This is a genomic window from Gemmatimonadota bacterium, assembly GCA_030747075.1.
In the GTDB taxonomy this organism is placed as follows: Bacteria; ARS69; ARS69; order ARS69; family ARS69; genus ARS69.
Genome location: JASLLL010000005.1, coordinates 79334 through 93382, shown reverse-complemented (window position 1 = coordinate 93382; position 14049 = coordinate 79334). Strand labels below are relative to the sequence as shown.

At 65.9% G+C, this 14049-nt stretch carries 8 protein-coding genes; 6 read left to right on the top strand and 2 right to left on the bottom strand.

Going from position 1 to position 14049, the window contains the following annotated elements; translation table 11 throughout:
- Window positions 1–5: 5 nt before the first annotated feature.
- Both QF819_03080 and QF819_03075 read left to right on the top strand, forming a co-directional pair.
- Entirely contained in the window at window positions 6–1937 is a 1932-nt protein-coding gene (locus QF819_03080; protein MDP6802143.1) for a CehA/McbA family metallohydrolase, read from the top strand.
- The gene (locus QF819_03075) at window positions 1934–2485 is read left to right on the top strand and encodes a phosphatase PAP2 family protein (protein MDP6802142.1); all 552 of its coding nucleotides are present in this window, start codon (window positions 1934–1936) and stop codon (window positions 2483–2485) included. The genes QF819_03080 and QF819_03075 overlap by 4 nt, the downstream gene beginning before the upstream one ends.
- Here QF819_03075 and QF819_03070 read toward each other — a convergent pair.
- Window positions 2430–4148, bottom strand: a complete 1719-nt coding sequence (locus tag QF819_03070; GenBank protein MDP6802141.1) for a carbon starvation protein A — start codon at window positions 4146–4148, stop codon at window positions 2430–2432. The genes QF819_03075 and QF819_03070 overlap by 56 nt on opposite strands.
- Window positions 4149–4286: 138 nt before the next feature.
- On the opposite strand from QF819_03070, the gene QF819_03065 reads away from it, so the two are divergent.
- Entirely contained in the window at window positions 4287–4742 is a 456-nt protein-coding gene (locus QF819_03065; GenBank protein ID MDP6802140.1) for a cupin domain-containing protein, read from the top strand.
- A gap of 10 nt (window positions 4743–4752) precedes the next feature.
- Complete coding sequence (locus QF819_03060) at window positions 4753–6588, top strand: SpoIIE family protein phosphatase (protein MDP6802139.1); 1836 nt, start codon at window positions 4753–4755, stop codon at window positions 6586–6588.
- Window positions 6589–6593: 5 nt separating this feature from the next.
- Here the strand turns inward: QF819_03060 and nifJ are convergent, their stop codons facing one another.
- Window positions 6594–10181 carry a pyruvate:ferredoxin (flavodoxin) oxidoreductase gene (gene nifJ / locus QF819_03055; GenBank protein MDP6802138.1) on the bottom strand — a complete coding sequence of 1196 codons (3588 nt, stop codon included), beginning with the start codon at window positions 10179–10181 and terminating at the stop codon, window positions 6594–6596.
- Window positions 10182–10519: 338 nt separating this feature from the next.
- On the opposite strand from nifJ, the gene QF819_03050 reads away from it, so the two are divergent.
- Together QF819_03050 and QF819_03045 are read left to right on the top strand one after the other, a co-directional pair.
- Window positions 10520–13123: a S8 family serine peptidase gene (locus tag QF819_03050; protein ID MDP6802137.1), complete on the top strand. Its 2604-nt coding sequence runs from the start codon at window positions 10520–10522 to the stop codon at window positions 13121–13123.
- A gap of 72 nt (window positions 13124–13195) precedes the next feature.
- Complete coding sequence (locus QF819_03045; protein ID MDP6802136.1) at window positions 13196–14044, top strand: XdhC/CoxI family protein; 849 nt, start codon at window positions 13196–13198, stop codon at window positions 14042–14044.
- Window positions 14045–14049 lie beyond the last annotated feature (5 nt).

Below are 14049 nucleotides of genomic sequence, written 5' to 3'. Positions count from 1 at the left end.
CGCGCATGCCGAGAGTGACCGGGACCGTCCGGAGCGGGGTTCGTTTCCTGCTTCCGGGCGGTCTCTGTTTGTTTCTACTGAATGCCTGCGACGAAGACCGCACCCTTCCTGTGAACTCGGGAGGTGACGGCGAGGGAGTCGTGCGGATTCTCCCGGAGGATCCCGTGGTTGCGGGCTCCCGGGGATCGTGGACGGTGGACTGGGTGGCCGGGGAGTCGGGGATGGCCGAAGGGGGCGGGGTCGTCCTCCAGGTGTCCCCATTCTGGGGCTGGTCTCCGCCGAGAGTCGCGCCACCGGGTGCGGCCGGTTTTACCACGGTGTCCTGCTCCCGGGAGGATGTGACGCTCACCCTCCACGAAGGCGCACCCCCCATGAGTCTGGTGGCCCTACTGGACCGCGGCCGCCTCGCGGAAGGGGACACGGTCCGTTTCGTCTACGGTGACACGAGCGGGGGGCACCCGGGAAGTCTTGCGCGGGCCGACTCTTACGCGGAAGCATTCGAGGAACTTCTCATCAAGACGGACGCCGATGCGGATGGTGTCTTTGCGACGGTGAAGAACGCGCCGACGCTGGCCATCCTCCCGGCGGAGGCGGTGCGACTGACGCTCGCCGCTCCGGCGGTGGTGGAACCAGGAGCCCGCGTTTCCGTACGGGTTTCGGCTCTGGACCGCTTTGGGAATCGCGCCGTGCTTCCCGGAGGGACGCTGTCGGTCTTCACGACAGACCTCGCCCACCCCGGCGAGGAGTCCGCCGATCTCCCGAGAGCGGAGGATGTCGGCGTGACTCCCGGGGGAAGGAGTGCGGGCGTGGGATTGCTCGTCCGCGAGGCCGGTCTCTTGCGAATCCACGCCGTGCTGAATGGGGGCTCGGGAGCCTTGCGCGGACAGGGAGACCTGCTTCTGGTGGAGCGGGACTCCTCGCTCCGGAATCTCCTCTGGGGCGACATTCACTGTCATTCCGCGCTGTCGGACGGCACCGGCTCTCCCCGCGAGTTGCTGGAGTTTGCGCGGGATGTCGCCGGACTGGATGTCGCGTGCGTAACGGATCACGACGCCCACGGCGTGGCTCCGCTGGACGAAGCCGCTTTCGCCATGGTCAGGCAGGCCACGCAGAATGCCTACGATCCCGGGCGGTTCGCGACGCTTCTCGGATACGAGTGGACCTCGTGGACCTGGGGCCATCGGAATGTCTACTTCCCGGGCGTGGAGGGGCGCGTCTATGAGCATCGGGACGCGGCCAGCGACACCCCGCAGGAACTCTGGGAACGGGTCGCGCCGTATGGGGCCATGACCATTCCGCACCATCCGGGTGGCGGTCCGATCGCGGTGGACTGGAGCGTGCCCTCACCGGACGACATGGAAACGGTGGTGGAGATCTGTTCCATCCACGGGTCCTCGGAGGCACCGGGAGTTCCGGGGATGATCTACGATCCGGTTCCAGAGGGATTTGTGCGTGCCGCGCTGGATGCAGGACACCGGTTGGGCTTTCTGGCGTCGGGAGATACTCACGACGGGCACCCGGGGCATCGATCCGCGGGGGCGGCCACTCACGGGCTGGTGGCATTTCGCGCCGCTGCGTGTACGCGTGAGGCGGTGTGGGACGCGATGCGGGACCGCCATGTCTACGGGACGACAGGAGCGCGGATTCTGCTGGATACGGACTGGGGAGGCGTCCTCCCCGGGAGGGTCGTGGATGCATGGCCCGCGGGCGCTCTTCGCATTCGTGTGGTTTCGCCTGAACCGGTGGAGAGAATCGAACTGGTCGGGACCGACGGCGTGGTGGAGCGCCGGCGGGGCGGAGGGCGGCAGGTGACGCGGCGTTTCCTGAAGGGGCGAGACAGGCCGGCGTCGCCGTGGTTGTATGTGCGGGTCGTGCTGGCCGACGGTGAGACGGCTTGGGAGTCTCCATGGTGGACCCGAAGTGAAGGGGAACGATGAACGCACTTCTCGCCCTCGATGAGCACCTGTTCCGTCTCATGAATGAGGCATGGACGCATCCCGTGCTGGATGTCGTGATGCCGTATCTGACGGACTTTGACCACTGGCGAATACCGTTGGTCGTGCTGCTTCTGGTGGGCCTGGCGCGCGGGAGTGGATCCACGCGCGTAGGGATTCTCTTCGCCATCGTGGCCGTCGCCGCGACGGACCTTCTCGTGGACGACGCCATCAAACCGTGGTTCGAGCGCCCCCGGCCCTTCAAGGAACTGGATGATGTCCGTAAGCTGATCGGCGCCCACGACTACTCGTTCCCTTCGGCCCACGCCGCCAACACCTTTGCCGCCGGAGTATTTCTTTCTCTGCGCTTTCGCGGGTGGTGGCCGTCTCTCCTGCTGGCCGCCGTCGTGGCATGGTCGCGTGTTTATTGCGGCGTTCACTACCCGCTGGACATTCTCGGCGGAGCCGTCGTGGGTGCGGCGCTGGGCTGGTTTTTTACCGTGGTGGAGACGGCAGCGCGGCTTCGCCTGGTCGCCCGGCGGACGAGCTAGCGCGTCGCAGCGCCAGCACTCCCTCGATCGCGAGCCACACCGCCAGCACTCCCAGACCCAGTCCGAAGCCGAAGACGAGCCATGCTTCCTGTGCGTAAAAGTGCCGGATCTTGATGGTCATCCCGGCGAGGGTCATCACGAACATGAAGATCATGGGCAGAGCGACGGGCAGCGCGGGACGCCGCCGCCGAACCAGCCAGACGAGAACGGTAAGGAGCGCGAGCGCGGCGAGAAGCTGATTCGTGGTGCCGAAGAGTTCCCACAGAACAATCCCCGCGGGCTTCCCCCCGATACGCAGCAGCGCGAAGAAGGCAATGGAGGCCACGGCAACCAGCGAGGCGAGATAGCGGTTGGACAGTCCGGGAGGGAGCCCGGCCGCACGGGCCAGTTCCTGAATGTTGTAGCGGAGAAGGCGCGTGGCGGAGTCGAGTGTGGTCAGCGCGAAGGAAACGACGACCACCGCGGTGAAGGCGGTCGCCGTGGCCATGGGGATTCCCAGCGAATGGACGAAGGTCGCGGCGCCCGTGATGAAGGCGCCGACCTTCGGGCCGAGGCCGCCCGCGGCCTGCCAACCGGTATAGTGCGCGTGCCATTCAGCCGAGGAGGAGAGTCCGGCGGTGCAGGCGAGAACAGCCAGAATCGCCAGCATTCCCTCGGTGGCCATGGCGCCGTAGCCCAGCGTCTGCGCGTCGCGCGCGTGCGCGATCTGCTTCGCGGTCGTTCCGGAAGAGACGAGGCTGTGGAATCCGCTGACCGCCCCGCAGGCCACGGTGATGAAGAGGAAGGGGAAGATCGGCGGGAGATCGGTGGGGGCGTGGTTGATGGCCGGGGCGACGACCTCGGGCCGCGACACGGCGAGGCCGAGAAACATGAGCAGCATCCCGGCGTAAAGCTGGAAGGAGTTGAGGTAGTCGCGAGGCTGAAGAAGGAGCCAGACCGGCAGTACCGATGCCACGAATGCGTACCCGAGCAGCACGAAGATCCAGGTCTCCCGGACGACTCCCGTGACGGGATGCGCCTGCCCCCAGAGAACGCCCAGAAAAGACAGCGCGACGCCCGCGAGGGTGACAGGACCGAAGGGGAGTTTCCAGCGGTAGAGCGCAAGTCCCATGAGGACCGCGATGGCCAGAAGGATCGCCACGGGAAGGACGGCTTCCGGATGCGATTCAGGATGGAGGCCCGCGTCAGGAGCCGCCGTGAAGAGCGTTGCGATCACCAGCGCAAAGACGCCCATGGCCAGCGACATCAGGAAGTAGATGATGACCAGAAAGAGGATCCGTGCGCGGCGGCCCAGAATCTCGCCTGCGATATCACCGACGGACCGCCCGTCATTTCGAAGCGAAAGCACCAGGGCGCTGAAATCTTGAACGCCTCCGATGAGGATGGTCCCGAACACGATCCACAGAACGGCCGGTACCCAGCCCCAGATGACGGCGATGGCCGGGCCGAGAATCGGGCCGAGGCCCGCGATGGACGCGAAATGGTGGCCGAAGACGACGGCCCGTCTCGTAGGCACGAAATCGACGCCGTCATTCAGGCGGACCGCGGGCGTCAGTTCCGTCTCGTCGACCTCAAGGAGAACCCGGCGGATCCAGCCGCCGTAGAAGCGGTTTGCGGCCAGGAAAGCGGCTGCGGAAAGAAGGGCAAGCAGGAGTGCGTTCACAGCAAGCCTCCGGAACGGAGTGGTAGGCGGATCCGGGGGGATGCTGGCACGCCTCCGGCGGGGAGTCAACGCGGCCGGGGAGTGCCCTTTCCTCGATGATAGGCTACGCTGTGCGGCAGTCGGGGAAGGAGGCGAATCATGAGTACTCTTCACACATCGCGCACACGAATCCTGCTGGCACTCGCGTTGGCGGGGGCCATGACTCTCGCGGGGATGTGGCTGGCGGGGCGTATGGCTTCGTCGCGAGGATCGGCGCCGGTGGCCTGGCATGCCGACCCGGGCGTACCCGCCGAAGCACACGCCAACATCACGGCCCGCCCCGTGGGTGCTCACCGCACTGCGGATTGCACGCACCTGACGATCGCTTCCGAAGTCGCGGCGCATCTGCACCGTACCCATGACGAGACGGTCGTGATCCTTGCCGGAAGCGGAGTGATGCGTCTGGGCGAAGAGACCCTCTCCGTCGGGCCGGGGTCGATCCTCCTGATTCCACGCGGCACGGTCCATGCGCTCAGTGTTTTGGACGGGCCGATGGAGGTGGTCAGCGTCTTCTCGCCCCCGTTCGACGGGAAGGACCGGGTGTTCGTCGAATGAGAGGCCGGTCGTGAAGGAAAACCCGGATGAGGCGGCCCGGCTTCGCCGGGCGTTGCGGCAGGTAGAGGAGCTGACCGCGCTCGCCGAAGCGGGTGAGCTCCTCGACGCTTCGCTGGATCACGAACGGCTGGTGCGTCGTGCGCTGGGACTGGCTCTCCGTGTGATGCGGGCCGACGGTGCGCTTCTTGTGACGCAGCGGGAACAGGGGGAGACGGCCCACTTCCTTCTGCGCGGAGAAGCGGAAGCGCGGGGGATGGCGCTGGACTCCTCGCGTCTCACTCAACGAGTGCTCTTGAGCGGCGAGCGCGGTGTTCAGCGGGACCCGAATGCTCCGGGCGCACGGGCCTCCGCGCGAATCCTCGGATCACCCCCGGCCGTGCGGATCGCCGTCCCTCTCAAGCGGCTCGATCGGGTGCTTGGAAGTCTGGAGGTCGCTTTTCGCGAAGAGCCACCGCCACGCGTTCTCGGGAGCGAAGGCGCTCTGGCCGCGCTTGCGGACCACCTGGCCGTTGCGCTCGACAATGCTCGTCTGGCCCGGGATCTGGAGCGGCGAATCCGTGAGCTTTCGCTCCTTCGGGACATCGGGACGAAGATCAGCGCTCAACTGGATCTGGACGAACTCTTGGACGCCATCCTGGATGCGCTGGAAGAACTGGTCCCGTCGAATGCATCGGGCATTTTCCTCATTCGGGATGAAACGCGGGAGATCCGCCGGGAGAAGCTTCGCGGATACGCCCCCGAGCGGTTCGATGAAGTGCGCCTGAAGGTCGGGCACGGGATTCTCGGGTGGGTGGCGGACCGGGGAGAGGGAGTGGCCGTGGGAGATGTGCATGCGGATCCGCGCTATGTCAACGCACGGAAGGCGACGCGCTCGGAGATGGCCATTCCCATTCGCACGGAAGGGCGCGTCATCGGCATCTTGAATCTCGAGAGCGACGACGCGGCGGCCTACGGCACGCGGGATCTGGATCGACTGGTGGCCTTCGCGGATCAGGCGGCGATCTCCATCGGGAACGCGCGGATGTATGCGGAAGTTCGCAAGAAGCGTGCTCTGGAGGAGGAACTGCGGGTCGCGCGCCACATTCACCGGACGCTGCTCCCTCACACCACGCCCGCGGTGGAGGGACACACGCTCGCCGGAAGGAACGATCCCTCCTCGGATGTGGGCGGCGACTACTTTGACTTCCTGCCGATGGAGAATGGCCGCTGGGCCGTGCTGATCGCCGATGTCTCGGGCCACGGAATCCCCGCAAGCCTCATCATGGCGGGCTTTCGCGCGGAAGTTCGGGCGGCGTTCCGGATTTCGGATGACCCGCGTCGCGTTCTGTCCGTGGTCAACCGGTCACTGGCTGCGGAACTCGACGCGGATCGTTTTGTGACGGCGTTGGTGTCCGTTTACGATCCGGCAACGGGAACGCTCGTCTACTCCAATGCGGGACACGAACCGGGGCTGGTGGTTCGCCGGGACGGGAGCGTGGATTCCATGGAAGCGGGGGGGCTCCTCCTGGGCGCGTTTCCCGAAGCCGAATACGAGCGGGGGGAGGTGCATCTCGGAGCGGGCGACCGGGTGCTTCTGTTCACAGACGGGCTGATTGACGATCCGCGCGGGGACGGGGCATCCCGCGGAACGGAGGAGTTGCTGCGCCTTGCGAAGGAGCACCGAAACCTGCCCGCCGCCGAACTGCCGGATCGGATCCTCCGTGAGATGGAACCGGCCCAACTGACCGGAGGCGGCCCGCGGGGCGAGGATGCGGACATCGAGGCGGATGACCGCACCCTTGTGATCCTGGCGAAGCGCAACCTGACTGGCGACCGGGCCGGAGAGGGAGCCGCCCCCCCCGGCTGATTCGATCAACCCTGACCGGCGTCCTCCGCACTCCCCGCCGCATCGTATCGGATGCGCGCAAGCTGCTGGTAGAGGTCGAACTTCGCGTTGATCTCCCTCTGCCCGCTGGCAATCAGCTCCGCCGACCTCTCCGGATTGGACTGCAGCAGCGTACGGAAGCGCGTCTCCGTCATGGCGTATTCCTCGAAAGAGATGGACGGCTTCTTTGAGTCCATGATGAGAGGGTTCTTGCCCAACGCGATGCGCCTCGGATCGAAGCGGAACAGCGGCCAGAACCCGGACTTTACCGCGGCTTCCATGTGGTCGAGGCTGTCCTCCAGTCCGTACCCGTGCGCAATGCAGGGGCTGTTGGCAATGATCACCGACGGGCCGGGATAGGACTCCGCCTCCAGGAAGGCCTTTACCGTTTGCGTGTCCTTGGCGCCATAGGCGATCTGCGCCACATAGACATGCCCGTATGCCATCGCCATCTGCGCAAGGTCCTTCTTCGGGATGGACTTCCCGCTCATCGCGAACTTGGCGGTGGCGCCGAGCGGCGTGGCCTTGGAGGCCTGTCCTCCGGTGTTGGAGTACACCTCGGTGTCCAGTACGAGCACATTCACATCTCTGTGGACGCCGAGAACATGGTCCAACCCACCGTATCCGATGTCATACGCCCACCCGTCTCCGCCGACGATCCACACGGACTTGGGCACCAGATAGTCGAGAAGCGGGCGGAGGCGGTTTCCTTCGGCGCTGTCCAGCGTATCCAGCTTGCGGCGGGCTTCGTCCACAAGGGCCCGCTGCGCCTGAAGCGCCGCTTCGTCCGAAGAATCCGCCGAGAGGAGTTCGCCGACAAGTCGGCCGCCGAGTTCGGCCTCCATCTGGCCGAGGAGCTCGCGTGCAAGATCTCGGGTCTTGTCCACCGCAAGGCGGAACCCGAGTCCGAACTCCGCGTTGTCCTCGAAGAGCGAGTTGGACCAGGCCGGCCCGCGCCCATCGGCGTCGGTGGTGAACGGCGTGGTCGGGAGGTTTCCGCCGTAAATGGAAGAGCAACCCGTGGCGTTCGCGATGAGACAGCGGTCGCCGAAGAGCTGGGTGAGCAGCTTGACGTACGGCGTCTCCCCGCACCCCACGCACGCGCCTGAGAACTCGAAAAGCGGGCGGAGGAACTGGGCACCCTTGACGCCGGGCTGGACCTTCGTGCGGTCCGGATCCGGAATCTCCATGAAGAAGTCGAAGTTCTCTCCCTCAGCGGCCACCAGCGGCGCTTGGGGCACCATGTCCAGTGCGCGGTGTTCCGGGTTCTCCTTGTCCTTGGCCGGGCAGACCCGCGAGCAGAGCGTACACCCGGTGCAGTCTTCAGGTGCCACTTGAATGGTATAGCGGAAGCCCTGGAAGTCCGGCGTCTTGTAGTCTACCGAAAGAAATGTCTCCGGAGCGCCGTCGAGGTGGGCGGGATCAAAGACCTTGGCGCGAATGGCGGCGTGCGGGCAGACCATGGCGCACTTGTTGCACTGAATACAGAGGTCCTCATCCCAGGTGGGGATCTCCCGGCCGATGTTCCGCTTCTCCCACTTCGTGGTGCTCAGCGGCCAGGTTCCGTCGACAGGGAAGGCGCTGACCGGAAGGAGGTCACCCTTGCCCGCGATCATCAGCGCGGTGACGCGCTGCACGAAGTCCGGCGCGTCGGAGGAGACGATGGGCGGGCGGGTCCTCGTGGCCGTGACGCTCTCCGGAACGACGGCCTCGTGGAGGTGTTCCAGCGTGCGGTCCACCGCATCGAAGTTCAACTGAACGACCTGGTCGCCCTTCTTGCCATAGGTCGTGCGGATGGCATCCTTGATGCGGTCGATGGCCTCATCGCGGGGGAGTACCCCGGAGATGGCGAAGAAGCATGTCTGCATGATGGTGTTGATCCGCCGACCCATTCCCGAGTCCCGGGCCACCGTGTAGGCATCGATGCAGTGGAAGCGCAGCTTCTTCTCCAGAATGGACTCCTGGGCTTCCCGAGGGAGTTCATCCCAGATCTTGTCGGGGGGGTGGGGCGTATTCAGAAGGAAGACGGCGCCCGGCTGCGCGTATTCCAGCATGTCCTGGGATTCCATAAAGACAGACTGGTGGCATGCGACAAACTGTGCGGAGCGAATCAGATAGGAGGAACGGATCGGGCGCGGGCCGAAGCGCAAATGGGAAATGGTGACGGCACCCGCCTTCTTGGAATCGTAGACGAAGTAGCCCTGCGCGTGGTTGTCCGTCCCTTCCCCGATGATCTTGATGGAGTTCTTGTTGGCGCCGACCGTTCCGTCGGAACCCAGTCCGAAGAAGACTCCGCGGAAGACATCGTCCGGCTCGATATCGAAGTCATCATCGACCGGGAGCGAAGTGTGGGTCACATCGTCCACGATGCCGACGGTGAAGTGATTGCGCGGGGAATCCGCCGCGAGGTTTTCGAAGACCGCGTGCACCATTGCGGGATCGAACTCCTTGGACGACAGGCCGTAGCGTCCGCCGACCAGGACGGGATCCGATTCAAAGGGAGAGTTTCCTTCGGCGCGGGCCTGCGCAAGCGCGGTGACGAGATCCACATAGAGCGGTTCGCCGGTGGCCCCGGGTTCCTTCGCCCGATCCAGAACGGCCACGGACTTCGTGGACGCGGGGAGAGCGGCCAGAATCTGCTCGGCGGGGAAGGGGCGATAGAGGCGAACCTTCAGAACGCCGACACGCTCGCCCCTCTCCGTCATCCAGTTCACGAGTTCGTGGGCCGTCTCTGCGCCGGACCCCATGAGGACGACCACCCGCTCCGCATCCGGGTGCCCGACATAGTCGCAGAGGCTGTATGCTCGCCCCGTAAGAGAGGCGAAGTCCCGCATGGTCTCTTCCACAAGGCCGGGGCAGGCGGCGTAGAAGGAGTTGATGGCCTCGCGCGCCTGGAAGAAGGCGTCCGGGTTTTGAGCGGTCCCCCGCAGCACTGGATGGTCCGGGGACAGTGCCCGGTCCCGGTGAGCCTGGACCAGTTCGTTCGGGATCATCGTGGCCAGGTCTTCGTCGGTGAGTTCCTCGATCTTGGCGGTCTCGTGAGAGGTTCGGAATCCGTCGAAGAAGTGCAGGAAGGGAATGCGCGAGCGGAGCGAGGCGGCCTGGGCGATGCACGCGAAATCGTGCGCTTCCTGAACGGAGCCGGCGGCCAGCATGGCGAACCCGGTCTGGCGTGCGCCGTAGATGTCGGAGTGGTCTCCGAAGATGGACAGCGCATGCGTGGCAATGGTTCGCGCGGCAATATGGAAGACGGCCGAAGTAAGCTCTCCGGCGATCTTGTACATATTCGGGAGCATGAGCAGGAGACCCTGCGAAGAGGTGAAGGTCGTGGTGAGGGCTCCGGCCTGGAGCGACCCGTGCACCGTGCCTGACGCACCGCCTTCCGACTGCATCTCGATCACTTCCGGCACGATCCCCCAGATGTTCTTCCGCCCGAGTGCGGACCACTCATCGGAGAGTTCCCCCATGGGGGAAGACGGGGTGATGGGGTAGATGGAGATGACTTCGTTGATCCTGTGGGCGACCGATGCGGTCGCTTCGTTCCCGTCGATCGTGACCAGTTTTCGCCGACTCATGGGGACTCCATCGTTCTTGAGGTGACTACCGCTTTCACCGGAAGTCCGAGGGACCCGGGCCGGGATGAGGCCGGGGTCGCCCGGAAAGGCGACTCGTCTGCCGCGAATCCGGATTGGCACAACGGCCATTGATACTGTGCCCGGGCAAAATGGGCAATCGGGAAGCGCGGGGGTGAGCGAAGTGGCGTTCCATCCAGCTTTGGCACCGCACCCGGGTCCGGGGCTTGAATCAGGAGGAATGAGAGCCGATAATAGACAGGTCCGGGGCGCGGTGACTTCCCGTGTACCACGAAGGGCCATCTGGCCTCTTTCGTGCATAAGGGTGGTTTCGCTTGCGCATGACACACTGTTCTCGTCTTCTCTCGCGCCCGGCGCTGGCCGCTGGCGTTCTTCTTCTCGCGGCCGTGCTCCCCGTACGGCCCGCGGATGCGGGGTTGCGTTCCCGGTCGCTCCACAAATCCTCCGAACTGGTCGAGCCCCGGCTGGCTGTTCGGGCGGCATCCGTTCTTGTGGAACGGGGGAAAGACGCGCGTCTTCATGTCATCGTGGAGGCGTCGTCCGCGGCGGGCCGTAGGGCAGGCGAGTCGGGACTCCGGCTTCTTCGGCCCATTGACGGGGATCTGTGGCTCGCGTCCCTTCCCGCAGCGCAACTCGCGCGCAGTGAGGCCCCGGCAGAGGCGCGCGCGGTCTGGGAGCTGCGCAGGGAGGATCGCTGCGCGCCCGGACTTCTCCTCGAACCTCCGGTTTCGGACCCGGAGGATCCGTGGGGGCGCAGTGCGCTCCGGGTGAAGGTCTTCGCCGACGCGAACGCATCTTCGGTGCGCACGCGGGTGCGGGAAGAGGACGGCGTGATTCGGGCCGAGATCCCCGCGCTCGGGATTGTCGACATCTATCTTCCCGCGGACGCGCTGGACGCACTCCTTCGAGTGGATGCCGTGCGATGGGTGGAACCCGCGCCGCCTCTGCCCGTTCCCGCGAACAACGGCGTCCGGGCGGACGCGCGGGTGGCTCCGGTTCATGCGGCCGGGTACAGCGGGGCAGGGGTGCTGGTCGGGATGTGGGACGGGGGCGTCCCGGAGACGACGCATGTCGACTTTGGTGGGCGCATCATCACCGGCGAGTCGGGCGCCGCGGTCATGCAGCACTCCACGCATGTGGCCGGGACGCTCGTGGGGGACGGCTCGAACAGCCAGGCCGAAGGGGGCGGGGGGTTGCAGTGGATGGGCATGGCCCCGGAGGCCTCGCTGGTCGCATTCACCTACGACTCGGTTCTCGTGGAACTGGACCCGGCGATTGCACTCCTGGAGATCGATGTGTCGAACAACTCGTGGGTCTATCCGGTATCCCCGGGGAACTGCGGGGACTATGGCGACTACTCGGGAGAGGCGCCGGAGTTTGACGCTGTCGTGCGCGGCGCGTTTGGACGAGCGATCCCCATGGTCTTCGCCGCCGGAAACGAACGCGACGACGGCGACTGCGGCCTTGACACGACAGGGGGCTACTGGAGCCTGCCTCCTCCGGCGACCGCCAAGAATGTGATCACGGTGGGAGCGCACCAGTCCGACGCGGGGACCATAGCGCCGTTCTCTTCATGGGGACCGGTGGATGACGGGCGCGTAAAGCCGGATGTCACGGCCTCCGGGTGCCAGCAGTCCGGGGACTTCGGCATCAAGTCGACTTCGATGGCCGGGTGGGGATACTCCGTGCTCTGCGGAACGAGCATGGCCGCGCCGGCGGTCACGGGAGCCATTGCGCTCCTCCTGGAAGACTGGAAGGCGCGTCTTCCGGGGGCTCCGCTTCCCTCCACCTTCAAGGCGTTGCTGGCGGGGTTTGCGCAGGACCGATACCTCCCCGGGCCGGACTATCGGTTCGGGTACGGTGCGATCGACATCGACCTCAGTATGCGGGAACTGAGGACCGCGACGACGGTGGAAGATTCGGTCGACCACGGAATCGCCGACCTGTGGTCCTTCCACATCCCGTCGGGACTGGACACGCTGGCGCTGACCCTGGCGTGGGATGATCCCCCGGGTGCTGAACTCGCCGAGACGACGCTCGTGAACGATCTCGATCTGGAGCTGCTGGGTCCGTCCGGAACGACCTACCTGCCGTTCGTTCCGGACCCGGCGGCCCCTCTCTCTCCGGCGGGTACCGGGCAGAACCGTCTGGACAACATGGAGCAGGTTCGCGTGCTTGCTCCCCAACCCGGAGCATGGAGCGCTCGCGTTGTGGGAACTTCCGTCCCGCAGGGGCCGCAGGTGTATTCGCTGGTGGGATTCGACAGCGCGTCTCCGGCGGACCCGGCTTTGCTGACGGCGTTCGCGTCCAGCGACACCACCGTCGGGCTTACCTGGATTCGGCCCGGGGACACCGACCGTGCGGGGACTCTGGTGGTGCGCGCGGCCTCGGCTGTCGCATGGACCCCGGTAGCGGGAACGAGCTACACGGAAGGAGAGGAAGTCGTCCCCGGCGTCGTCGTGGTGTCAGCGGGGGATGCCGACCACTCCAGCCTGCCGCTCTCCGACGGCCCGCTTCTGCCGGGGACGCTCTACCACTACGCGGCCTTCTCCCGGGACGAGATCCCGAACTACTCCCCCGGAGTGTCCGACACCGCGACGACCACTTCGATCGCGGTCTCCGCGCCGGTGCCGCCGACCGCGCCTCCCGCCGCTTCGTTCCTGGTGGCCGGGGCGAATCCGTTTCGCGACGGTGCCCTCTTCCGCATGGAACTGCCCGCACCGGCGGTCGTGTCGGTACGGGTCTACGATGCCGCGGGGCGCCTCGCGACCGTCCTCCTCGCGGGCGAGCGCACGGAAGGCTCTCATCGGGTGGCATGGGACGGGACGCTTTCCGGAGGGCGGGCCGCTCCGGCGGGCGTTTACTTCGTGCGATTCGTCGGAGGGGGAGTGACGCGAACCGAGAAGATCATCCGCATGCGTTGATGCGCCCACTTGACATCGCCCGGTTGGCACGCTGAGGATGCTCCTGCGCAACCGTCGATCCGGGAGAAGCGAATGCACGAGTGTCACGAGAAAACCCTCGAGTACCTGCGCGACGGAAAGAGCTTCGTCGTGGCCACCATCATTCGGTCCAGCGGCTCCACTCCCCGGAAGATCGGAACCCGGATGCTGGTGCGCCCTGGGGGGAAAATCGACTTCACGCTGGGCGGCGGTCCGTTTGAGGCGCTGGCCATCGAGGACGCGAAGCAAGCGCTGGCTGACGGAGAGTCCCGGATTCGCCGATACCGTTTTCTTCCGGTGGGCGAGGATGCGACAGGCATGACCTGCGGTGGAGAGGTGGAGGTGTTTCTGGAGGTCCACGGTCCGCCCGATCGCCTGGTGATCTACGGGGGCGGACACCTGGCCGTGCCGATCGCGCAGCTGGCACGGGACACCGGATTCCGGATCGTGGTGGTGGATGACCGCGAGGAGTTTGCGAACGAGAAGCGTTTTCACTTCGTGGACGAGGTCGTGCTGGCCGATGGGGGGTACGCGGCGCTCGACTTCCCGGTGGAGGAGGGTGATTTCCTCGTCGTGGTCACACGCTGCCATCAGACCGATGAAGCCTGCCTGCGGAACATCCTGCATGACGATCGGACTCCGGCATTCGTGGGGGTCGTGGCTTCGCGGAGGAAGGCGAAGGAACTGCGGAAGACATTGCTCGCCGAGGGAGTCCCGGCCGATGCGCTGGAGGCGGTACGGTCTCCGGTCGGGCTGGACATCGGGGCCGAGACGCCCTCGGAGATTGCCGTGTCGATCGTGGCCGAAATGCTGGCCGTCCGCGCGGGGCGTGGCGGCGAATCGATGTCGCCGCCGGCGGAGTCGTGCGCGGTGGTGGAGCGCGTGGCAAGAACGCTCCGCTAACGCGG